Below are 21,473 nucleotides of genomic sequence, written 5' to 3'. Positions count from 1 at the left end.
TCCTTTTAACGTAATGAACTTACGCATAATAAGAAGCCGGCAGGCAATCGCGGGGCAGTGTCGATGGACCTCTTCACCTATTACCGTTCGACCTCGGCCTATCGGGTCCGCCTGGCCCTGGCGCTGAAGGGGTTGGACTACCAGGCCGTGCCGGTCAATCTGCTGGCCGGCGAGCAGCGCCAGCCGGTCTATCGCGCGCTCAATGCCCAGGGACGACTGCCCAGCCTGCGCCTCGACAGCGGCGAGGTGCTGATCCAGTCGCCCGCCATCCTCGAATACCTGGAAGAGCGCTATCCAGCGGTGCCCTTACTGCCGGCCGAGCCGCTGCTGCGCGCCCGGCATCGGGGGGTCGCCGCCCTGATCGCCTGCGATGTCCATCCGCTGCACAACGTCTCGGTGCTCAACCGCCTGCGCGGTCTGGGCCTGGAAGAGCCGGCCATCCTCGACTGGATCTCGCACTGGATCGGCGAGGGCCTGGCGGCGGTGGAGGCGCAGATCGGGTCCGCTGGCTTCTGTTTCGGCGACGTGGGGCTGGCGGACGTCTATCTGCTGCCCCAGCTCTATGCGGCGCGGCGTTTCCAGGTGGATCTGTCGCCCTATCCGCGTCTCCTGCGGGTGGAGGCCCTGGCCGCCGCGTATCCGGCGTTCCAGCAGGCGCGCCCCGAGGTTCAGCCGGATACCCCGGCACAGGTGGCCTCGTGAGGCGCCTGGGCTGTCAGCTTCTCCTGGGCGATTTCCTCGCCCGCAGCGTGCGCGGCATTTCCTGCGCGCCGCCCCTGACGGGGTGCTAGCCCGCGTTACCGACAATGTCCGTCACGTTACCCGTCAAGGAGCCAGTCATGGCCGATCTGTTTGAAAATCCCATGGGCCTCATGGGTTTCGAGTTCATCGAATTCGCTTCGCCCACGCCCAACGTCATCGAACCCGTACTGGAAAGCCTTGGCTTCAGCCACGTCGCCAACCACCGGTCCAAGGACGTGGTGCTGTTCCGCCAGGGCGACATCAACGCCATCGTCAATCGCGAGAAGACCGGCCATGCGGCCTATTTCGCCGCCGAGCACGGACCTTCGGTCTGCGGCATGGCCTTTCGTTGCCGCGACTCCCACCACGCCTATGCCAAGGCGCTGGAGCTGGGCGCCCAGGCGGTGGACATGCCTACCGGCCCGATGGAACTGCGGCTGCCGGCGATCAGGGGCATCGGCGGTGCGCCGCTATACCTCATCGATCGCTACGAGGAGGGCAGCTCGATCTACGACATCGATTTCGTGTTTCTTGAGGGAGTCGCGCGCAAGCCGGTGGGCGCCGGACTCAAGGTCATCGACCACCTGACCCACAACGTCTATCGCGGGCGCATGGCCTACTGGGCCGACTTCTACGAGCGGCTGTTCAACTTCCGCGAGCTGCGCTACTTCGACATCAAGGGCGAGTACACCGGTCTGACTTCCAAGGCCATGGCGGCGCCGGACGGCCTGGTGCGCATCCCGCTCAACGAGGAGTCCTCCAAGGGGGTTGGGCAGATCGAGGAATTCCTCATGCAGTTCAATGGCGAGGGCATCCAGCACGTGGCCTTTCTCACCGACGATCTGATCGCCACCTGGGATCGGCTCAAGGCTTATGGCACGCGGTTCATGACCGCGCCGCCGGAGACCTACTACGAGATGCTCGAAGGGCGGGTGCCCAACCATGGCGAACCGGTGGAGCAGCTCAAAGCCCGTGGCATCCTCCTCGACGGTACTTCCGAAGGTGGCGAGCGCCGCCTGCTGCTGCAGATCTTCTCCCAGACCCTGCTGGGGCCGGTGTTCTTCGAATTCATCCAGCGCAAGGGCGACACCGGTTTCGGCGAGGGCAACTTCAAGGCGCTATTCGAATCCATCGAGCGCGACCAGGTGCGGCGTGGAGTGCTGAGCACCTCGGCGTAACGGCCTCCGGCCGCCTGGCGGCTTGCCCAGCGGCAGGCGACGCCTCTAAGGTGACGGCGCGTCGCCAAGGACGCGCGCCAACCTTGGAGGTGGCCATGGAGCTGAGCCAGACCCTGGCGCAGGAAATCGTCGAACGCGCCATGCGCATCCTGCCGGGCAACGTCAATGTCATGGATGCGTCCGGGCTGATCATCGGCTCGGGCGATCCGGCGCGACTGTTCACCCGCCATGCCGGCGCGCGCCAGGTCATCGCCGAGGGCCGTGCGGTGGCGCTGGATGCCGCCGCCGCCGCACGGCTGGCTGGCGCCCAGGCGGGTATCAACCTGCCGTTGTATCGCGCGGGCGAACTGGTCGGGGTCCTTGGCGTGTCCGGCGCGGACGCCGAGCACTTGCGCCTGCCCGCCGAGCTCCTGCGCCTTACCGCGGAAATGCTCATCGAGCAGGCCGCCGGGCAGCCGCCCGTGACCAGCCGCATGACCGCCCCCCTGCTGCGGCAGCTGCTCGCACCGGGCGCCGCGCCCGAGGTGGGTCGCCATGCCAGTCTGCTCGGCTTGCGGCCAGACCTGCCGCGGGACGTGCTGCTGCTCGAATTTGCCGTGCCTGCACCGGGCTTCGGCGACTGGGCCCAGCAGCGGCTGACGCACAGCTGGTGCCTGCCGCGCGAAGAGGGGCAGTGGCTCTGGTATCGACCCGGCGCGCAAGCGCCTGAGGCACTGCTGGGGGAGCTGCCGGGGCAGGGCTGGTCGTTGCAGCGCAGTGCCTGGATCCCGGAGGCCCGGCCCTGGTCGGGGTTGGCCGAGACGACTCAGCGGGCCCTGGATCTGCTGACGGTGGCCAGGCGCCTGCGGCCTGGCCTCGTCCGGGTGGCGCAGGACGACCTGGCCCTGCCCACCTGGCTCCAGGGTCAGGCCGAGCGCTCGCACGGCGCCTGGTTGCTGGAGCCATTGCTGCGCTTGCGCCAGGTCGACCGGGACGGCCAGCTGCTGGCGACGCTGCGCAGCTGGTTCGCCCAGGACGCCAGCCCCCAGGCCTGCGCCGAGGCACTGGGGCTGCATCGCAATGGCCTGCGGCATCGGCTGGAGCGGATCCAGGCGCTGACCGGACGGGATCCGCGGCGTTTCGCCGAGGCCGCCGAGTTGTACTGCGCGCTGCTGCTGCTGGATCAGGACTGGGCGAATTCACAGTCCTGACTTCACTATTTTGGGCTTTTGTCCTGTTGTCGCGCCGGCCGAACCGGGAAACACTCGGCGCATAACAACGGAGAATCGCCCATGAAAATCGTCGTCGCCCCTGATTCCTTCAAGGAAAGCCTGTCCGCTGCCGGTGTCGCCCGCGCCCTGGCCCGTGGCCTGCGTCAGGCCCTGCCCGCGGCTGAGATAATCGAGTGCCCACTGGGCGATGGCGGTGAGGGCACCCTGGATGCCGTACTGGCCGCAACCGGCGGCGAGGTGCGCGAGGCGCGGGTGACCGGTCCGCTGGGCGAACCGGTGACCGCCCGCTGGGGCTGGCTGGCCGAGCAACGCACCGCCTTCGTCGAGATGGCCAGCGCCAGCGGTCTGGAGCTGGTCCCCAGGAGCCGGCGCGACGTGCTGGTCGCCACCTCCCGCGGTACGGGCGAACTCCTCCACGCCGCGCTGGACGCCGGCGCCGAGCGCCTGGTGCTGGCCATCGGCGGCAGTGCCACCAATGACGGCGGCGCGGGGCTGCTGCAGGCGCTGGGTGTGCGCCTTTTGGACAAGCAGGGCCAGGCGCTGGGGCCGGGCGGGGCAGCCCTGGCGATGTTGGCCAGCCTGGACGTGACGGCGCTGCACCCACGGCTGGCGGAGGTGGAGGTGGTCATTGCCGCCGACGTCGACAATCCGCTCTGTGGTCCCCAGGGCGCCAGCCAGATCTTCGGTCCGCAAAAGGGCGCTTCGCCCGAGCAGGTCCGCCAGCTCGACGCGGCCCTGGCGCATTTCGCCACCGTCACCGCCGCGACCCTGGGTCGTGATGTCCGGGAGCAACCGGGTGCCGGCGCCGCCGGTGGCGTCGGCTTTGCCGCCCTGGCCTTTCTCCAGGCGACCTTCCGCCCCGGCATCGAGGTGGTGGCGGAACTGGTCGGTCTGGACGACGCCCTGATCGACGCCGATCTGGCGGTGACCGGCGAAGGGCGGTTGGACGGCCAGACCCTGAGGGGCAAGACCCCGGCGGGCGTATTGCGTCTGGCCCAGCGCCACGGCGTGCCGGTGGTGGCCGTGGCCGGATCGCTGGGCGAGGGCTACGACGCCCTCTATGAGCAGGGTCTCGCCGCCGCCTTCAGCCTGGTGCCGGGCCCGCTGAGTCTGGAAGAGGCCCTGGCCCAGGCCGAGGTGTTGCTGGAGCGGACCGCTCGCGATATCGGGCGGTTGTGGCGGACGGCGAAAGGCTGACGCCAGAGCCTGCCTGGCTGGCGAGCCGCGGGGATTTGCCTCATGCTGGGCATTCCGCTGCCAACCGACTGCCGCGATGACCTCGTCTGCGATCCTGCGTACCGGCCTGCTCACCGCGGCCCTGCTGCTGACAGTGCCCGCCGTCCAGGCGGCCATTCCCAGTCTCAAACCGGCCAACACCTGCGTGCGCAGCGCCTTCGTGCTGCGCTGTCAGGACGGGCAGGGCGGTTGGTACGGGGTGGCGGTGCAGGGCAACGACACCCTGATGCGTGGCTATGATCCGGTATCGGGCCGCTCCTGGGCTCAGACCAGTACGCGGCTGGGACGGCTGCAGTTCTTCAGCGGCCTGACCAGCGACGGCACCCTCTGGCTGGGCCGCACCCGCCAGCTGGGCTGGAACGTCATCAGTCGCTTTTCCACGTCCCAGGGCGACCGCGCCCGCACCAGCTGCAACCGCGTGGCGGGGTGCGAGTGGCGTTAGGTGAACCGGCTAATCGGCTCACTAGATGAGCTGATTGGCCGGTTTATCCGGCTCAGGCGTGACGCCCAGGTCGGGTTGATACCTGATTGCCTGTTCAACCCAGCGCCTGGGTCAGCAGCGCGAACTGATCCACCCCTTCGCGGGACCGCGGCGCCGCGCCCCTGGCCATCTGCTCGACCTCATCGACCTGGGGGACACCGATTTCAATCAGCCAGGGATTGAGACCGCTGCGGGCCGTCACGTCGAATCTCAGGTAGCGCCCTTCGGCGTGGCGCAGCAGGGCGAGGATCAGGGCCTTGGCTTGGTCGGTGGATTCGGCGATCACCGGGCCGACCGACAGGCCGCGACCATAGGGGCGTAGCAGGGCGAAGCCGCGTAGCTGGCCTTCCAGCTCCAGGCCGACGATGCGCTCGGCCTGGGGCACCAGTTCGCGGAGCAGGGCGCTGCGGTCCAGGCCGGTAGCCGCCTGGGCGAGGGTCTCCAGCTGCGGCGCCGCTGCCGGATTCAACGCGCGGACCTGACCTTCCAGCGGATGGCGTTCCCCCATGGCCGGCAGACGCGCCACCTGGTGCTGATAGATGCGCTCATAGGATTCGAAGCCCTGGCTGCGGTAGAGCGGGGCACCGCGCACCGTTGCGACCAGCAGCGGCGTGCGGTTGCCGGCCAGTTGCAGCAGGCCGTCCATGAGCCGGCGGCCATGGCCCTGACCCTGGTGGCTGTCGGCGACGATCACCAGGCCGATGGTGGCGTAGTCGCCCTGGGGTACGCAGAAGCCGGTGCCGAACACGCCCTGGTCGTCTTCCAGCACCAGGCCTTCGCCGGTGTGGAACAGGCACTGCCAGTCTTCCAGGCGATGGGGCCAGTGCAGCGCCTGGGACAGCTGGTGGGCGGTGGCGAGGTCGGTTTCGCGCAGGGGTCTCAAGGTGGCGTGGGACACGGCAGGGCTCCGGTTCGGGTCTGGCTGATTCAGGTGCCAGCCTAGCAAGCCGCGACGGCAGATTCGGTTGCCGGCGGGTGGGCGTGCCACTGCGAGGCACCGAAGGTCCCTGCCAGTTCGGCAAAAGATGGCGGCCCGGCGGCCTAGCATTGGGGCCAAGCCCACAGCCCTAGCGGAGCGCGCCATGGCCTCGTTCGACCCCAGAGCAATAGCGGTTCGTTGTGCCCACTTCATCGACGGTCGCACCTGCGATGCCCGCGCCGAACTGGAGGTGTTCCGGCCGTCCGATGGTGGCTTCCAGAGCGGCCTGCCGTGCGCCTCGGCGGAGCTGGTGGACGAGGTGGTGGAGGGCACCTGGCGCGCCTGGAAGGCCAGCGACTGGGCCAGTCGGCCGCCGCGTGAACGCGCGCGGGTGATGCGCCGCTGGGCCGATCTGGTGGAGGCCGATGGCGAAGTCCTCGGCCCGCTGGAGGCGGTGGGTTCGACCCGACCGCTGCGCGAGGTGCTGGCCTGGGACATTCCCTATGTCGCCGAGGGCATCCGCTTCTTCGCCGAATTCGCCGACAAGCACGGTGGCGAGGTGGCGGCCACCGCCACCAGCCACCTGGGCCTGCAGATCACCGAGCCCTATGGCGTGGTGGGCGCCATCGCGCCCTGGAACTTCCCCCTGAGCATGGCCGGCTGGAAGATGGCCCCGGCGCTCGCCGCCGGCAATGCGGTGGTGATCAAGCCGTCGGAACTGACACCCTTTTCCATCCTGCGCCTGGCGGAACTGGCCGTGCTGGCGGGCCTGCCGGCCGGCATCCTCAGCGTGGTCCAGGGCGATGGTCGGACCACCGGCGACGCCCTGTGTCGCCATCCGCGCATCGGCAAGGTCACCTTTACCGGTTCCACCGGGACCGGCACCGCCATCATGGTCGCCTGCGCCGAGAGTGGGCCCAAGCCGGTGACCCTGGAACTGGGCGGCAAGAGTCCGCAACTGGTGTTCGCCGATGCGCCGGATCTGGCCCGTACCGCCCGCAGCGTGGCGGCGGCCATCACCGGCAACGCCGGCCAGGTGTGCGTCTCGGGTTCGCGGCTGCTGGTCCAGCGTGCCGCCCTGGAGCCGATGCTGGAGGGCATCCGCGCGGCCTTCGCCGCCTTGCGTCCGGGGCCGACCTGGGCGGCGGAGGCTACCCTGGCGCCGATCATTTCCCACCGCCAGGGGCAGCGCATCCAGGACATCGTCTCCCGCAGCCGGGCGGCCGGCGCGGAGATCCTGGTCGGTGGCGCCCTGGAGGAGGGCATGGGTGGTGCCTACTATCAGCCGACGCTGATCGCCGGGGTCGACGCGGGCAACCCTGCGGTGCACGAAGAGATCTTCGGCCCGGTGCTGACCGTGCAGGTGTTCGACGACGAAGCCGAGGCCCTGGCCCTGGCCGACCACCCCACCTACGGCCTGGCCGCCGGGGTGCACACCGCCGATCTCGGGCGGGCATTGCGGCTGACCCGGGCGCTGGAAGCCGGTACCGTCTGGGTCAATCGCTATGGCCGCAGCCACGACTGGATCATCCCCACCGGCGGCTACAAGCGATCCGGCATCGGCAAGGACCTGGGCCGCGCCGCCTATGAGGCGACCCTGCGCAGCAAGAGCGTGCTGATCGACCTGGAACACTCCTGAAGCTTGGCTGAAAAGTCGCTGAGCGATGGTCAGGCAAGGCAAAAATCAGCGAGGAAGCGGAGTTTACGAATGGTAAATGAGCATTCCGAGATGATTTTTAACGCAGCATGGCCGAGCGCAGGCACTTTTCAGCCAAAGCCTGAGGTCGCCGCAAACAATGCTGGGCCCTACCGCTAAAACGGTTTTTTCTGTCTCCCGCGGTGCCTGAAAGCGGACAACTGTCAGGCCCGCCGATGCTGTAATGCTTGCCAGGGACGCCACCGGCGTCCCGGCCTCTCACTCATGACCCCTGTCAAAGGACCCTTGCCATGACCGCCTTTCGGCCCAAGTACATCACCTTCGACTGCTACGGCACCCTGACCCGTTTCCGCATGTCCGACATGGCCCGCGAGATGTTCGCCGACCGCATTCCCGCCGAGGCGATGGACCAGTTCTGCAAGGACTTCAACGGCTATCGCTTCGACGAGGTGCTCGGCGCCTGGAAGCCCTATTCGGAGGTGCTGTACGCGGCGGTGGAGCGCACCTGCAAGCGCTGGGGCATCTCCTTCACCGACGCCGAGGCCAATGCCTACTACGAGGCGGTGCCCAGCTGGGGGCCGCATCCGGACGTAACCGCGGGCCTGGCCAAGATCGCCGACAAGATCCCGCTGGTGATCTATTCCAACGCCGCCGACGAGCAGATCATGTCCAACGTCGACAAGCTGGGCGTGCCCTTCCACCGGGTCTTCACCGCCGAGCAGGGCCAGGCCTATAAGCCGCGCCTGCAGGCCTTCGAATACATGCTGGACACCCTCGGCTGCGGTCCGGAAGACGTGCTGCACGTGTCGTCGAGCTTTCGCTACGACCTCATCCCGGCCGACTACATGAACATCAAGAACAAGGTGTTCGTGAATCGCGGCCATGAGCCGAGCACGCCGTTCTACACCAACACCGAGATCAAGGACATCGGCGGCCTGGCCGCGGTGGTCGGTCTCGAATAACCCCCTGAGCTGCCGGAGCGCCCGCCCATGAGTCTTGGCCCAGCATCGTCCGATTCCTACTGGCTCGCGACCGCGCCGGGCTTTACCGGGGCTACCCCCGGGCCGGTGGCGGGCGAAGTGGATGTCGCCGTCATCGGCGGCGGCTTCACCGGGCTCTCCGCGGCCGTGGCGTTGCGTCAGCGGGGCGCCTGCGTGGCGGTGCTGGAGGCTGGCCGGGTGATCGGCGAAGCCTCCGGACGCAACGGCGGACACTGCAACACCGGGGTCGCCCAGGATTACGCGGCCCTGCACGCCAGCCTGGGCGCGGAAAAGGCCCGGGCGTTCTACCAGGCCTATGCCGATGCGGTGGCCAGCGTCGAGGCGGTGATCGCCGAAGAGGGCATCGCCTGCGACTTCCACAAGGCCGGCAAGCTCAAGCTGGCGGCCAAGCCACAGCACTATGACAACCTCGCGCGCACCTGCGAACTGATCCGCCAGGAGGTGGACCCACAGGTCGAGCTGCTCAACGCCGCCCAGGTGCGGGCTGAGGTGGCGTCCGACGATTTCCATGGCGGTCTGCTGCAGCACAACGGTGCCCAGATGCACATGGGGCGCTTCGGCGTCGGGCTGGCGGAGGCGGCCGTGCGGCGGGGCGCCCAGGTGTACGAGGGCGCGGCGGTCAGCGATCTGCAGCGACTGCCCGATGGCAGTTTTCGTGTGATCAGCGCCCGGGGCGAGGTGCGCGCCCGCCAGGTGCTGGTGGCCACGGGCAACGCCAGCGTCGGCCCTTTCCAGTGGTTTCGCCGCCGCATCGCCTCGGTGGGCAGCTTCATCATCGCCACCGCGCCCCTGCCCAAGGCGCAGCTGGACGGTTTGCTGCCCAATCGGCGCACCTATGTCACCAGCCGCATCATCGGCAACTATTTCCGCACCACCCCGGATCACCGGCTGATCTTCGGCGGACGGGCGCGTTTCGCGCTGTCCGATCCACGCCAGGACGCCAAGAGCGGCGCCGTGCTGCGCGCCGCGCTGGGTCAACTCTTTCCCAGCCTGGCCCAGACGCCCATCGACTATTGCTGGGGCGGCCTGGTGGACATGACCGCGGATCGCCTGCCCCGCGCCGGCGAGCAGGACGGCCTGTTCTACGCCATGGGCTACAGCGGCCATGGCGTGCAGATGTCGGTGCACATGGGCCGGGTGATGGCCGAGGTACTGGAAGGTCGCGGCCAGGCCAATCCCTGGCGGGTGCTGGACTGGCCGGCGATTCCCGGGCATTTCGGCAAGCCCTGGTTCCTGCCGCTGGTAGGGCTGTATTACCGCGTCCAGGATCGCCTGCACTAGCCCCGATCCCGCCACCGCCACCGCCAGTCCAGGCCCCGCCACGCAGCGCCCGGCTTGGCGGTTTTTTCGTTTCCGCAGCCTGTCGCAGCGCTCACCGGCGCCGCTGCGCAGAACCTGCTGTCGCGGCGTGCTTCCTGCGATGATCCAGCCTCCCGTCGCGGTCCGCAGCGCGCTCCGTCAAGCCAAGGGAAACGCCGTTCCGGCGCGCCAAAGGCGGGCATGACGGGCCCCGATGCGCCGTCGCGACGCATACCGCAAACAATGCTGAGCGGCTTGGTCAAAACGGTCTTTTCTGTCTCGCTGCGGGGGCAATTCGACGGTAATCGACGAGGGGCCGGTGCTGTAATGAACCTGGCCGCACGACAAGGCGGCCAAGAGGACAGCTTCGTGCGCCCGGGGAGGGGTGCGCGGACTGGCGACCGAGTCCCCAACGAGCGAGCCGACATGACCGAGAAAAAGACTGGAAGTCCCCTGATAGGAGCTGCTGAAAGCGTTCGGGCCTTCGAGGCCCTGCATCGGGGGGTGTCGCGGCGCGATGCGCTGCGCCTGCTGGGCGCCGCCGGATTGCTGGCGACCGGGGTGGGCAGTCTGCTCGGTCGGGATGGCCAGGCCTTCGCCGCAGAAGATGCGGTCACCGGCACCCCGCGTCGCGGCGGTCGGGTGCGTGCCGCCGCGGCGGGTTCCTCCACCGCCGATACCCTCGATCCGGCCAAGGGCTCTTTCTCGGGCGACTATGCCCGCCAGTACTTCTTCTACAACGGCCTGACCGTCTTCGACAGCCATCTGGAACCCCAGATGGCCCTGGCCACCAGCGTGGAGACCCAGGATGCCCTGACCTGGACGATCAAGCTGCGCCAGGGCGTGCAATTCCACAATGGCAAGACCTTGGACAGCGCCGATGTCGTCTACTCGCTGCTGCGCCACAAGGACCCGGCGGTGGGTTCCAAGGTCAAGGCCCTGGCCGATCAGTTCGCCGAAGTCACCGCGGTGGCGCCCGACGAGGTGCGCATCCGCCTGGTGTCGCCGAACTCCGAGCTGCCCGCGGTGCTGGCCATCTCACCGTTCCTGATCATCGCCGACGGCACCAAGGACTTCTCCACCGCCAACGGTACCGGGCCCTTCAAGGTCAAGGAATTCAAGCCGGGCGTGCGCACCGTGGGCGTGCGCAACGAAAACTACTGGAAGTCCGGCAAGCCCTATCTGGACGAGATCGAGCTGATCGGCATCGGTGACGAGCCTTCGCGGGTCAATGCGCTGCTGGCCGGCGACGTCCAGCTCACCGTGTCGGTGGATCCCCGTTCGGCGGATCGGCTCAAGCAGGGCGGCAAGCTCAAGATCGTCGCCAACAATTCCGGTAGCTACACCGATCTCATCATGAGAATCCCCAACCGTCCCTTCAACGATCCCAACGTGGTGGAGGGCATGAAGCTGCTGTTCGACCGCGAGCAGATTCTCAAGTCGGTATTCCTCGGCTACGGCGTCATCGGCAACGACCAGCCGATCATGCCCGGGACACCCTATTACGCCGCGGACCTGCCCCAGCGGCCCTATGATCCGGACAAGGCCAAGTTCCTGTTCCAGAAGGCCGGCATCGCCGGGGCGAAGCTGCCGCTGGTGACCTCCACCGCCGCCGACAACGCCAACGAGATGGCCCTGGTGCTGCAGCAGTCGGCGCGCCAGGCGGGGCTCAACCTGATGGTCAACCGGGTCAGTGCCGACGGCTACTGGAACAGCCACTGGATGAAGGACCCGCTGGGTTTCGGCAACATCAACGCCCGGCCCACGGCCAATATCCTGCTGTCGCAGTTCTTCAAGTCCGATGCGCCCTTCAACGAGTCGGGCTGGAAGAACGAGCAGTTCGACCAGTTGCTGGTGACCTCCCGGGGCGAGACGGACATCGCCAAGCGCAAGCAGATGTACGCCGACATGCAGCTGCTGATCCACCAGCATTGCGGCATCGGCCTGCCGATCTTCACCAGCTCCATCGATGCCCATTCGCCCAAGCTCGGTGGCTACGGGATCATCCCCATCGGCGGCTTCATGGGCTACATGTTCGCCGAGCACGTCTGGCTGGAGGCCTGACGCCCGGTGCCTGCCGGCGAGCCTGTCCGCAAGGGCCTGGCTCGCCGCTCCACGCTCAAGCAGGAGGTGGCTTTGGACCTTTCCGTTTTCACGCTCATCGCCAGACGCCTCGGGGGCGGGTTGCTGACCCTGCTCATCGTCTCGTTGCTGGTGTTCTTCGTCTCCGCGCTGTTGCCGGGTGATGCCGCCCAGCAGGCGCTGGGCCAGTTCGCGCTGCCCGAGCAGGTCGCGGCCCTGCGTGCCCAGATGGGGCTCGACCAGCCCGCGTTGCTGCGCTACGTCCACTGGCTGGGCGGTCTCCTGCACGGCGATCTCGGCCAGTCGCTGGCGAGCCAGATGCCCATCACCAGCATGATCGGCGATCGGCTCGGCAGCTCGCTGATGCTGGCCGGAGTCACCGCCCTGGTGTCGGTGCCCCTGGCGCTGGGCCTGGGCATCGTCTCGGCGATGAACGCCGGCGGCCGCCTGGACCGGGCCCTCAACGTCTTCACCCTGGGCATCGTCGCGGTACCGGAATTCCTGGTGGCGACCCTGGCGGTGCTGGTCTTCGCCGTGCACCTGCAGTGGACCTCGGCGCTGACCTTCGCCCATGACATCGACGGCCCCCTGGATTTCCTGCGCGCCTATGCGCTGCCGGTGGGCACCCTGTGCTGCGTGATCGTGGCGCAGATGGCGCGGATGACCCGCGCAGCCCTGGTGGAGCAGTTGCAGAGTTCCTATGTGGAGATGGCGCGGCTCAAGGGCGTCGGTCCGGTCCGCGCCGTCCTGCGCCATGCCTTGCCCAATGCCGTGGGCCCCATCGCCAACTCCATCGCCCTGAGTCTTTCCTACCTGATGGGCGGGGTGGTGATCGTCGAGACCATCTTCAACTACCCGGGCATCGCCCAGCTGATGGTGGACGGCGTCGCCAGTCGCGACCTGCCGCTGATCCAGGCCTGCGCCATGCTGTTCTGCTGCGCCTACCTGGTCCTCATGACCCTGGCGGATCTCTGCGCCATCCTGTCCAATCCGAGGCTGAGAACGCTATGACCCGACCCGTGACTCCCGTACGTGCCGCGTCCGTCCTGCCGGTGGATGGCAAGACCCTCGACGCCCAGTTGTCACCCCCTCGTACCCGGCCGCGGGCCCGCTGGTCGCTGACCGGCATTTTCGGCGGCGTGCTGGTAGCCTTCTGGCTGTTCATCGCCGTGTTCGGCGCCTGGCTGACCCCCTATGACCCGGGCGCCCTGGGCGATAGCGCGGTGCTGGCCGGTTACAGTCAGGCGCACCTGCTGGGCACCGACTACCTGGGGCGCGATGTCCTCAGCCGCATCCTCGACGGCGCCCGTTTCACCGTCGGCCTGGCGCTGGTCGCCGCCGTGCTCTCCTGCGTGCTGGGCACCGGGCTCGGTCTGCTGGCGGCGCTGTCCGGCCGCTGGGTGGACGAGCCGCTGTCACGGCTGATCGATGCGCTGATCTCGCTGCCGAGCAAGATGCTGGCGCTGGTCATGGTCTCGGCCTTCGGCTCCTCGGTGCCGCTGCTGATCGTCATGGCGGTGGTGGGCTATGCCCCCGGCTGCTATCGCATCGCCCGCAGCCTGGCCATGAACCTCACCGAGCTGGAGTACGTCCAGGTCGCCCGCACCCGCGGCGAGGGCCGGTTCTACATCGCCCTGCGGGAGATGCTGCCCAACATGCGCCTGCCGCTGCTCACCGATCTGGGGCTGAGATTCGTCTATATCGTGCTGCTGCTCAGCGGCATGAGCTTTCTCGGTCTCGGCGTGCAACCGCCGAATGCCGACCTGGGCTCCCTGGTCCGGGAAAACATCGGCGGTCTGGCCGACGGCGCCCCGGCGGTGCTGATGCCGGCGCTGGCCATCGGCACCCTGACCGTGGGTGTCAACCTGCTCATCGACCGGTTCGGCGCGCGACGCCGGGGAGGGCGCTGAGATGGAATTGCTGGTAGAGGTCAAGGACCTGCGGGTGGTCGCCCAGGGCGACGACGGCAGTGAAACCACCATCGTCAAGGACGTCGGCTTCAGCCTGGCCAAGGGCGAGGTGCTGGCGCTGATCGGCGAGTCGGGCTCGGGCAAGACCACCATCGCCCTGTCGTTGCTCGGCTATGCCCGGGCGGGCTGTCGGTTGGCCGGTGGCTCGATCCGCGTCGGCGACACCCAGGTGCTGGAGCTGGACGCCGCTGGCCTGCGGCGCCTGCGCGGTCGCACCGTCGCCTACATCGCCCAGAGCGCGGCGGCGGCCTTCAATCCGGCGCGGCGGCTCATGGAGCAGATCATCGAGAGCGCGCTGATCCATGGCGTGTTGAACCGCCGGGAAGCCGAGGCGCGGGCGTTGCAACTGTTCAAGGAGCTGGCGCTGCCGGACCCCGAGCACATCGGCCAGCGCTATCCGCACCAGGTCTCGGGCGGTCAGTTGCAGCGGTTGATGGCCGCCATGGCGCTGATCACCGATCCGACCCTGGTGATCCTCGATGAACCCACCACGGCCTTGGACGTCACCACCCAGATCGAGGTGCTGCGGGTGTTCAAGCAGGTGGTGCGCGAGCGTGGCGTGACCGCCATCTACGTCTCCCACGACCTGGCGGTGGTGGCCCAGATGGCCGATCGCATCCTGGTGCTCAATGGTGGCGAAGTCTATGAGAATCGCCGCACCGAGCGGCTGCTGGCGAGTGCCCGGCATCCCTATACCCGCAGCCTGTTGGCCGCGGCCCGGCCGGAACCCCTGGCGGAGCGTGGCCTGCCCACCGTCGAGACCACGGCGCCGATCCTGGAGGTCAGGGATCTGGTGGCGGGCTATGGTTCCCTCGGCGCCGATGGCCTGCCGCACTACCGGGTGCTGGAAGGCATCGACCTGCGCATCGCCAAGGGCCAGGCCCTGGGTGTGATCGGCGAGTCCGGGTCGGGCAAGTCGACCCTGGCGCGGGTGATCGCCGGCCTGCTGCCGCCGGCCCAGGGCAGCGTGCGCCTGGGCGGCGAACTGTTGCCGCCAGGCCTGGAAGGCCGCACCCGTGAGCAGTTCCGCCGGGTGCAACTGGTCTATCAGAACGCCGACACGGCGCTCAATCCGTCCCACAGCGTGGAGCGAATCCTCATGCGGCCGCTGGAGACCTATCACGCCTTCGACAAGGCCACCCGCCAGCGCAAGGTCCGCGAATTGCTCGACCGCGTGCAGCTGCCGGCCAGCCTCGCCAGTCGGCGTCCGGGCGAACTGTCCGGGGGGCAGAAGCAGCGGGTCAACCTGGCCCGGGCGCTGGCGGCCGAACCCGAGCTGATCCTCTGCGACGAGGTCACCTCGGCGCTCGATACCGTGGTCGGCGCCGCCATCCTCGACCTGCTCGCCGAACTGCGCCGCGAGCTGGGGCTGGCCTATCTGTTCATCAGCCACGACATCTCCACGGTGCGCAGCCTGTGCGACGAGGTGCTGGTGCTCTACGCCGGACAGCCGGTGGAAGTGGGCACGCCGGCCACCTTGCAGCATCCGCCGCTGCATCCCTACACCGACCTGCTCACCGCCTCGGTGCCCGAGCTGCGTCAGGGCTGGCTGGAAGAGCAGCCGATCCGTGCGCCGCTGCCCTGGGTCCCGTCGACAGCCGCCAGTGGCCGACTCTGCAGCTTCCTGCAACGCTGCCCGGTGCGCATCGAAGGGCGCTGCGACCGGGTGCCGCCGGAGCCCCGGATGCTGGCCGGTGGCAATCGCATCCTCTGTCATCACGACGGTGACGCCCTGCAACGACTGCAGGGCGGTACCGTGCTGCACACCCAAGGAGTTCGCGCATGACTACCCGCTTCCAGCGTCTCGGCGAAACCGGCCGACCGCAGGTCAGCCTCAGTGTCGATGGCCTGCCGGTCACCGCCCTGGCCGGCGACACCCTGATGGTCGCCTTGCTCACCAACGGCCCGGCGCTGCGCCGCTCCGAATTCGGCGACGAACGTCGCGCCGGCTTCTGCCTGATGGGCGCCTGCCAGGATTGCTGGGTCTGGACGGCCGAGGGCGAGCGCCTGCGCGCCTGTGGCACCGAAGTACGCGAAGGCCTGCAGATCCTGACCACGCAACCGGAGGCCATATGGAATCTGGCCTAGTTCAACAGGGCGCGAACCCGCCGCGGGTGATCATCGTCGGCGCGGGTCCGGCCGGCGTGCGCTGTGCGGAAACCCTGCTTTCCGCGGGTATTACCCCGGTGGTGATCGATGAGAATCGCCGCGATGGCGGCCAGATCTATCGGCGTCAGCCCGAGGGCTTCCAGCGGCCCTACGCCACCCTCTATGGCAGCGAGGCAAGCAAGGCCGAGGCCTTGCACCGCAGCTTCGACAGCCTGCGCGGGCGCCTCGACTACCGCCCGGATACCCTGGCCTGGCACCTGCACGAGCGCACCCTCTATACGGCGCAGGGCAATCGCCAGCGGACCCTGGAGTTCGACGCCCTGGTGCTCTGTACCGGTGCCGGCGATCGGCTGCTGCCGGTGCCGGGCTGGAATCTGGCCGGCACCTATACCCTGGGTGGCGCCCAGATCGCCCTCAAGGCCCAGGCGGTGTCCATCGGCCGCCGGGTGATCTTCATGGGCAGCGGGCCCTTGCTCTATCTCGTTGCCGCCCAGTACCAGCAGGCGGGAGCCACAGTGGCGGCGGTACTCGATACCGCGCCGCTGCGCCTGCGTGCCCTGGCGACGCCCAAGCTGCTGGCCCGCCCGGGGGTGGCCTGGAAGGGCGTGCAGCTCATGGCCGCGCTCAAGCGCGCCGGTGTGCCGCTGCATTTCGGCGTCACGCCGCTGGAAATCCTCGGCGATGCCGAGCAGGGGGTTGCCGGCGTGGCCTTCGCCGATGCCCGTGGCTTGCGTCAGGAGGTAGCGGGTGACGCCGTGGGCCTGGGGTATCACCTGCGCCCGGAAACCCAGCTCGGCGACCTGGCCCGCTGCGCCTTCGAATTCGAGCGGGCGACCGGCCAGTGGGTGCTGCAACTGGACGGCGACGGCCGCACCTCGACGCCCGGCGTCTATGCCGCCGGGGATGGGGCGCGGGTACGGGGCGCCGACGGCGCCGAGCTGGCCGGGCAACTGGCCGCTTGCGCGGTCCTGACCGATCTCGGCCGCACGGCGCCCAGCGGCCTCGCCGAGCGCTGCCGCGAGGCGCTGGCGGTGCAGGAGCGCTTTCGCCTGGGCCTGGCCGAAGCCTTTCCCTGGCCGGCCAGGCAGATGGCCAGTCTGCCGGACACCGCGGTGGTCTGCCGTTGCGAAGGCATCACCGCCGGCGAACTGCGCGCCGTGGTGCGTGAAAAGGGCGCCCGTGAAGCCAACCGCGCCAAGGCCTTCAGCCGGGTCGGCATGGGCCGGTGCCAGGGTCGCTATTGCGCCCAGGCCGGGGCCGAGATCATCGCCGCCGAATCCGGGGTGCCGGTGGAAACCGTCGGCCGCCTGCGTGGCCAGGCACCGATCCGGCCATTGCCGCTGGGCATCGTGACCAGCGAAGAGGAGGTTTCATCATGAGTCAGCATGCCGCCAACCGGGCCGATGTCATCATCGTCGGCGCCGGCATCATGGGCAGCGCCAGCGCGTTTTTCCTGCGTCGCCGGGGCTTGTCGGTGCTCCTGCTGGAGCGTGACCAGGTCGGGCGCTTCGCCAGTGGCACCAATTTCGGCAATGTCCGCCGTCAGGGCCGCTACCTGAGTCAGGTCGCGCTGGCCACGCGGTCGCGGGGGATCTGGGGTCGCCTGCCGGAGCTTATCGGTGACGATCTGGAATTCATTCCAGGCGGTCATCTGCGGGTGGTCTACGATCCGGCGCGCATCGCCATGCTGCACGAGTATGCACGGGCGCCGGAGACCGCCGCCCTGGAACTCCAGGTACTTGAAGGCGCGGCGCTGCACGAGAAATTTCCCTATCTGGGCCCCGAGGTGGTGGCCGGCTCCTATGCGCCCCACGATGGGCACGCCAATCCGCGCCTGGCCGCTCCGGCGTTCGCCCGCGCCGCGGTGCGCGAAGGCGTCGATCTCCAGGAGGGGGTCGAGATCACCCAGGTCACCAAACCGGGCGGTGACTTCCTGGTGCAGGCCGCCGATGGCCGGCGCTACCAGGCGCCACGGCTGCTGATCACCGCCGGTGCCTGGGGCAGCCGGTTGTCGAGCCAGTTCGGCGAGCCGGTACCCATCGAGACCCACGGCCCGCAGATGGGGGTCACCGAGCCCTTGCCCTATGTCTTCCGCGAGACGGTGGGCGTGTCTTCGCCGCTGGTGAGCGAGACCATCTATTTCCGCCAGATCCCCCGGGGCAACGTCATCTTCGGCGGCTGCTTCCGCACCCGACCGGACCTGGATACCCGCCTGGCCCGGGCCGAGCCCCATGGCATGCTCAACCAACTGGCCCAGCTGCGCCGCCTGGCGCCGGCGCTGGGGCGGATCAACGTGATCCGTACCTGGAGCGGGGTGGAGGGCTATATCGTCGATGACCTGCCGATCATGGGTCCCAGCAGTCAGGTGGACGGCCTCTACTACGCCTTCGGCTTCTGTGGCGCCGGCTTCCAGCTCGGCCCGGGCGTGGGCGATACCATGGCCGAGCTGATCGCCACCGGGCGTACCGAGACGCCCCTGGCGGCCTTCGATATCAGCCGCTTCGCGCAGCCGCGCAGCGAGAGCCTCGCCGGATGAACAGCCAGGACCTGCTGCGCACCCTGATCGGCTTTCCCACCGTCTCCGCCGACTCCAACCTGGCGCTGATCCAGCATGTGCAGGGCCTGCTGGAAGGCGCCGGTATCGCCTGCCGCCTGGTGCTCGACGAGAGCGGGCGCAAGGCCAATCTCTTTGCCAGCGTCGGCCCAGGCGACGTGCCCGGCGTGCTGCTCTCCGGGCATACGGACGTGGTGCCCGTGGCCGGCCAGGCCTGGACCCTGCCGCCATTCGCGGGGACCCTCAAGGACGGCCGGATCCATGGCCGCGGCGCCTGCGACATGAAGGGCTTCGTCGCCTGTGCGGTGGTGGCGCTGCTGGACGCCGCTCGCGGTGAACCGCTGAAACGACCCTTGCAGCTGGCGCTCTCCCATGACGAGGAGATCGGCTGCGTCGGGGTACGGCGACTGCTTGATGTGCTGGAAATGGCACCGGTGCGACCCTTCCTCTGCATCGTCGGCGAACCCACCAACATGCAGGTCGCCCTCGGCCACAAGGGCAAGGCCGCATTGCGCGCCCACTGCCATGGCCAGGAAGGTCATTCCTCCTTGGCGCCGCAGCACGTCAACGCCATCCACCTGGCCAGCGACCTGGTCGGCGCCCTGCGTGCCAGCCAGCGGCGGCTGGCGGAAGAGGGCGCGCATGACGCGGCCTACGATATTCCCTACACCACCCTGCATGTCGGGCGGATCGACGGCGGCAAGGCGCTGAACATCGTGCCCAACCTCTGCACCCTGGACTTCGAGATCCGCCATCTGCCGGCGGACGATCCCGCCAGCCTGGTCGCCGCGCTGCAGGAAACGGCGGACAGCCTGGTCAGGGAGGCACAACAGACCTCAGCCAAGGCCGCCATCGAGATCGAGACGGTCAACGCCTATCCGGGCCTGGACACTCATCCCAGCGTCGAAGCCGTGCGCTTCCTGCAGACCCTGGTCGAACCCGGCACCACCCAGCTCAAGGTGGCCTTCGGCACCGAGGGCGGACTTTTCGCCAGTCGCCTGGACACCCCGGTGGTGGTCTGCGGCCCCGGCAGCATCGAGCAGGCGCACAAGCCGGATGAGTATGTCGAATTGAGCCAGCTCGCTGCCTGTGACGCTTTGCTGGGACGGTTGCGGGTGGCCCTGGGCTGAGGCCACCCCGAGCCTCGGCTAGTACCCTCGCTGCCGATCCACCAGCCCCCGCAGCGGCTCGCCGCGCTGGTGGCGGCGAATGTTGTCCAGCAGCACGGTGAAGGCCGTTTCCGGCACCGTCATGGCGCCCACGTGGGGCGTCAGCCAGATCCGCGGATGCTGCCAGAAGGGATGGTCGGCTGCCGGCGGTTCCGGCTCCACCACGTCCAGCACCGCCTGGCTCAGCTGACCGCTGTCCAGGGCCGCCAACAGATCGGCTTCCACGAGCTGGGCGCCACGCCCCAGGTTGATCAGGCTGGCGCCGCGAGGCAGGGCGGCGAAGAGGTCGGCCGCGAGAATTCCACGCGTCTCCTGGGTCAGGGGCAGCAGGCAGATGAGAATCTCGCAGTCGGCCAGGAACGCCGGCAGCTGCGCGGCGCCGGCATGGCAGCGCACCCCCGGCAGCTCATGGGCCGAGCGCGACCAGCCCGAGAGCTGGAAACCAAAGGTGGCGAGCCGCTCCAGCACTGCCTGGCCGATCTGGCCGAGACCCAGCACCCCCACGCGTCTATTCTCCGCCGTCACCAGGGCATGCTCCTGCCAGCGTCCTGCGGCCTGCTGGTCGAGGTAGCGCGGCAACTGGCGATGCAGCGCCAGCACCATGAGGGTGGCGTACTCGACCATGCCGGCGACGATGCCGGGGTCCAGCATGCGCACCACCGGCAGGTCGGCAGGCAGCAGGTTCAGGTCGAACTGATCGACCCCGGCCGAGGTGGCGAACAGCACCTCCAGGTTGGGAAAGCGGCCGGCAAGGTCCTCCGGCGGTTGCCAGCAGGCCAGGTAGCGTACCTCATCGGCATTGCCCACCTCCGGCCATTGGCGGAATTCGATATCGGGCGCCCGCTCCTGGAACAGGTGTCGCCAGGCCTGGCCGCGTTCGGGATCGGCCTTGTAGAGCAGCGTCATGGGAAAGGTCTCCGGCAAAGCCCAAGGATGGCGCAACGGGGCGGTAGTTTGTCCTGAAATCCCCGGCATCGCCGTCATGATCGGTGGTGCGGTGGAAACTGCGCCGCATCCGGGAAAAACGGTAGCTTCTGTGCTGGTCCGGGGCGCAAACGCCATAACCCAGGCGCCTTGGCGGTCGATACTGGCCAGGTCCGCGGCACGCCCGCCGCACCTCTTAGCCTGAGGATTCGCCATGCCCTTGCTGCATTACTGCCAACCGTCCAATGACCGCCAGCTGCCGCGCGCGCTGCAACCCCTGCACGCTGATCCCCTGGCCGCCGGCCGGGAACCGCACCTGCACGATAGCCGCCTGGGCTATGTGATGGGCAGCGCCGTCGCTCATTCCGCCGACTGCCAGCTGGACGACTACCCCTGGGTGGAAGTCAGCCTCATCGAGGCCGGAGCGCTGCAGCTGGAATGGGACGGAAAGGTCCTGCAGCTGGAGGCCGGCGATGCCTTCATCCTGCCGCGTGGGCTGACTTGCCGCTGGCGTCACAGCGGCGAGTTGCGGCGCCTGTTCATGGCCTTTCCCGGCCGGGCCAGCGAGGGGCCCATGCCGCAGGGACCCGTGCTGCTGGATCCCGCGGCCCCGCGCGAGCCCTCGCCGCCGCCGGCGGCCAGCGTCCTGCTCAGTCCTGAGCCCACGGCCACTGGCTGCGATCTGTTCGAAAGCGGTGGCGGCGCCCTGCGGATCGGGATGTGGGAATGCTCGGCCTATACGCGCAAGGCGGTGAGCAATCCCCACTGCGAGCTGATGCTGCTTCATGCCGGCACCGTGACCCTTGAGGTCGAAGGAGAAGCGGCCTGCACCGTCAAGGCGGGCGAGGCGGTGCTGGTACCGGCGAATACACCGATGGCCTGGGACAGCCGGGAGAGCGTGCGCAAGCTGTATTGCATCCTGCGCTGAGAAGAGGACGCTCC

General features: G+C 68.6%; 19 protein-coding genes. 17 read left to right on the top strand and 2 right to left on the bottom strand.

Annotated elements, in window-relative coordinates:
• Window positions 1–63 precede the first annotated feature (63 nt).
• From maiA to QMX82_RS08665, 5 genes are all read left to right on the top strand, one after another.
• A complete protein-coding gene (gene maiA, locus QMX82_RS08685) occupies window positions 64–702 on the top strand; it encodes a maleylacetoacetate isomerase (protein WP_282282370.1) in 639 nt (212 codons plus the stop codon).
• A gap of 137 nt (window positions 703–839) precedes the next feature.
• A complete protein-coding gene (hppD, locus tag QMX82_RS08680; RefSeq protein ID WP_282282369.1) occupies window positions 840–1,919 on the top strand; it encodes a 4-hydroxyphenylpyruvate dioxygenase in 1,080 nt (359 codons plus the stop codon).
• A gap of 95 nt (window positions 1,920–2,014) precedes the next feature.
• Window positions 2,015–3,109: a CdaR family transcriptional regulator gene (locus tag QMX82_RS08675; RefSeq protein ID WP_208691148.1), complete on the top strand. Its 1,095-nt coding sequence runs from the start codon at window positions 2,015–2,017 to the stop codon at window positions 3,107–3,109.
• Window positions 3,110–3,190: 81 nt separating this feature from the next.
• Window positions 3,191–4,327: a glycerate kinase gene (locus QMX82_RS08670; protein WP_208691149.1), complete on the top strand. Its 1,137-nt coding sequence runs from the start codon at window positions 3,191–3,193 to the stop codon at window positions 4,325–4,327.
• 76 nt (window positions 4,328–4,403) lie between these two features.
• Complete coding sequence (locus QMX82_RS08665) at window positions 4,404–4,808, top strand: hypothetical protein (protein ID WP_208691150.1); 405 nt, start codon at window positions 4,404–4,406, stop codon at window positions 4,806–4,808.
• Between the two features lie 94 nt (window positions 4,809–4,902).
• Here the strand turns inward: QMX82_RS08665 and QMX82_RS08660 are convergent, their stop codons facing one another.
• On the bottom strand, window positions 4,903–5,745 hold the full coding sequence (locus QMX82_RS08660; protein WP_282282364.1) for a GNAT family N-acetyltransferase: 843 nt from the start codon (window positions 5,743–5,745) through the stop codon (window positions 4,903–4,905).
• Window positions 5,746–5,929: 184 nt separating this feature from the next.
• On the opposite strand from QMX82_RS08660, the gene QMX82_RS08655 reads away from it, so the two are divergent.
• The 11 genes from QMX82_RS08655 (at window position 5,930) to argE (ending at window position 19,568) form a co-directional block, all read left to right on the top strand.
• The gene (locus tag QMX82_RS08655) at window positions 5,930–7,405 is read left to right on the top strand and encodes an aldehyde dehydrogenase family protein (protein ID WP_282282362.1); all 1,476 of its coding nucleotides are present in this window, start codon (window positions 5,930–5,932) and stop codon (window positions 7,403–7,405) included.
• 308 nt (window positions 7,406–7,713) lie between these two features.
• Window positions 7,714–8,385, top strand: coding sequence for a haloacid dehalogenase type II (locus QMX82_RS08650; protein WP_133861774.1), 672 nt, complete (start codon window positions 7,714–7,716; stop codon window positions 8,383–8,385).
• Window positions 8,386–8,412: 27 nt separating this feature from the next.
• Window positions 8,413–9,705: an NAD(P)/FAD-dependent oxidoreductase gene (locus tag QMX82_RS08645; protein ID WP_282282358.1), complete on the top strand. Its 1,293-nt coding sequence runs from the start codon at window positions 8,413–8,415 to the stop codon at window positions 9,703–9,705.
• A 444-nt stretch (window positions 9,706–10,149) separates the two neighbouring features.
• Complete coding sequence (locus QMX82_RS08640; protein ID WP_133861772.1) at window positions 10,150–11,787, top strand: ABC transporter substrate-binding protein; 1,638 nt, start codon at window positions 10,150–10,152, stop codon at window positions 11,785–11,787.
• Window positions 11,788–11,859: 72 nt separating this feature from the next.
• Window positions 11,860–12,816 (top strand): ABC transporter permease, encoded by a 957-nt coding sequence (locus QMX82_RS08635; protein ID WP_133861771.1) that lies wholly within the window; start codon window positions 11,860–11,862, stop codon window positions 12,814–12,816.
• A complete protein-coding gene (locus tag QMX82_RS08630) occupies window positions 12,813–13,715 on the top strand; it encodes an ABC transporter permease (RefSeq protein WP_208691153.1) in 903 nt (300 codons plus the stop codon). The genes QMX82_RS08635 and QMX82_RS08630 overlap by 4 nt, the downstream gene beginning before the upstream one ends.
• A gap of 1 nt (window position 13,716) precedes the next feature.
• Complete coding sequence (locus QMX82_RS08625; protein ID WP_282282351.1) at window positions 13,717–15,561, top strand: ABC transporter ATP-binding protein; 1,845 nt, start codon at window positions 13,717–13,719, stop codon at window positions 15,559–15,561.
• Window positions 15,558–15,863, top strand: coding sequence for a (2Fe-2S)-binding protein (locus QMX82_RS08620; protein ID WP_208691155.1), 306 nt, complete (start codon window positions 15,558–15,560; stop codon window positions 15,861–15,863). Before QMX82_RS08625 ends, QMX82_RS08620 begins: the two co-directional genes overlap by 4 nt.
• Window positions 15,848–17,263 carry an FAD/NAD(P)-dependent oxidoreductase gene (locus QMX82_RS08615; RefSeq protein ID WP_282282349.1) on the top strand — a complete coding sequence of 472 codons (1,416 nt, stop codon included), beginning with the start codon at window positions 15,848–15,850 and terminating at the stop codon, window positions 17,261–17,263. Before QMX82_RS08620 ends, QMX82_RS08615 begins: the two co-directional genes overlap by 16 nt.
• Window positions 17,260–18,420 carry an NAD(P)/FAD-dependent oxidoreductase gene (locus tag QMX82_RS08610; RefSeq protein ID WP_282282347.1) on the top strand — a complete coding sequence of 387 codons (1,161 nt, stop codon included), beginning with the start codon at window positions 17,260–17,262 and terminating at the stop codon, window positions 18,418–18,420. Before QMX82_RS08615 ends, QMX82_RS08610 begins: the two co-directional genes overlap by 4 nt.
• The gene (argE, locus tag QMX82_RS08605; RefSeq protein ID WP_208691158.1) at window positions 18,417–19,568 is read left to right on the top strand and encodes an acetylornithine deacetylase; all 1,152 of its coding nucleotides are present in this window, start codon (window positions 18,417–18,419) and stop codon (window positions 19,566–19,568) included. Before QMX82_RS08610 ends, argE begins: the two co-directional genes overlap by 4 nt.
• A gap of 18 nt (window positions 19,569–19,586) precedes the next feature.
• Here argE and QMX82_RS08600 read toward each other — a convergent pair whose 3' ends face one another.
• Complete coding sequence (locus QMX82_RS08600) at window positions 19,587–20,513, bottom strand: 2-hydroxyacid dehydrogenase (protein WP_282282346.1); 927 nt, start codon at window positions 20,511–20,513, stop codon at window positions 19,587–19,589.
• Window positions 20,514–20,745: 232 nt separating this feature from the next.
• On the opposite strand from QMX82_RS08600, the gene QMX82_RS08595 reads away from it, so the two are divergent.
• Window positions 20,746–21,459: a cupin domain-containing protein gene (locus QMX82_RS08595; RefSeq protein ID WP_282282345.1), complete on the top strand. Its 714-nt coding sequence runs from the start codon at window positions 20,746–20,748 to the stop codon at window positions 21,457–21,459.
• Window positions 21,460–21,473: the final 14 nt, after the last annotated feature.

The sequence above is a fragment of the Pseudomonas sp. PS02302 genome, assembly GCF_029959585.1.
GTDB classification, from domain to species: Bacteria; Pseudomonadota; Gammaproteobacteria; order Pseudomonadales; family Pseudomonadaceae; genus Chryseomonas; species Chryseomonas aestiva.
Note: the sequence above shows the minus strand (reverse complement) of the source record. Positions and strands in the feature narration are given on the sequence as shown.

Excerpts from the sequence above, each read along its gene's own strand:
- QMX82_RS08595 (WP_282282345.1), top strand. The coding sequence starts at position 20,746 with ATGCCCTTGCTGCATTACTGCCAACCGTCCAATGACCGCCAGCTGCCG.
- QMX82_RS08650 (WP_133861774.1), top strand. The coding sequence starts at position 7,714 with ATGACCGCCTTTCGGCCCAAGTACATCACCTTCGACTGCTACGGCACC.
- hppD (WP_282282369.1), top strand. The coding sequence starts at position 840 with ATGGCCGATCTGTTTGAAAATCCCATGGGCCTCATGGGTTTCGAGTTC.
- QMX82_RS08665 (WP_208691150.1), top strand. The coding sequence starts at position 4,404 with ATGACCTCGTCTGCGATCCTGCGTACCGGCCTGCTCACCGCGGCCCTG.
- QMX82_RS08655 (WP_282282362.1), top strand. The coding sequence starts at position 5,930 with ATGGCCTCGTTCGACCCCAGAGCAATAGCGGTTCGTTGTGCCCACTTC.
- argE (WP_208691158.1), top strand. The coding sequence starts at position 18,417 with ATGAACAGCCAGGACCTGCTGCGCACCCTGATCGGCTTTCCCACCGTC.
- QMX82_RS08640 (WP_133861772.1), top strand. The coding sequence starts at position 10,150 with ATGACCGAGAAAAAGACTGGAAGTCCCCTGATAGGAGCTGCTGAAAGC.
- maiA (WP_282282370.1), top strand. The coding sequence starts at position 64 with ATGGACCTCTTCACCTATTACCGTTCGACCTCGGCCTATCGGGTCCGC.
- QMX82_RS08615 (WP_282282349.1), top strand. The coding sequence starts at position 15,848 with ATGGAATCTGGCCTAGTTCAACAGGGCGCGAACCCGCCGCGGGTGATC.
- QMX82_RS08630 (WP_208691153.1), top strand. The coding sequence starts at position 12,813 with ATGACCCGACCCGTGACTCCCGTACGTGCCGCGTCCGTCCTGCCGGTG.
- QMX82_RS08645 (WP_282282358.1), top strand. The coding sequence starts at position 8,413 with ATGAGTCTTGGCCCAGCATCGTCCGATTCCTACTGGCTCGCGACCGCG.
- QMX82_RS08610 (WP_282282347.1), top strand. The coding sequence starts at position 17,260 with ATGAGTCAGCATGCCGCCAACCGGGCCGATGTCATCATCGTCGGCGCC.
- QMX82_RS08625 (WP_282282351.1), top strand. The coding sequence starts at position 13,717 with ATGGAATTGCTGGTAGAGGTCAAGGACCTGCGGGTGGTCGCCCAGGGC.
- QMX82_RS08600 (WP_282282346.1), bottom strand. The coding sequence starts at position 20,513 with ATGACGCTGCTCTACAAGGCCGATCCCGAACGCGGCCAGGCCTGGCGA.
- QMX82_RS08620 (WP_208691155.1), top strand. The coding sequence starts at position 15,558 with ATGACTACCCGCTTCCAGCGTCTCGGCGAAACCGGCCGACCGCAGGTC.
- QMX82_RS08675 (WP_208691148.1), top strand. The coding sequence starts at position 2,015 with ATGGAGCTGAGCCAGACCCTGGCGCAGGAAATCGTCGAACGCGCCATG.
- QMX82_RS08670 (WP_208691149.1), top strand. The coding sequence starts at position 3,191 with ATGAAAATCGTCGTCGCCCCTGATTCCTTCAAGGAAAGCCTGTCCGCT.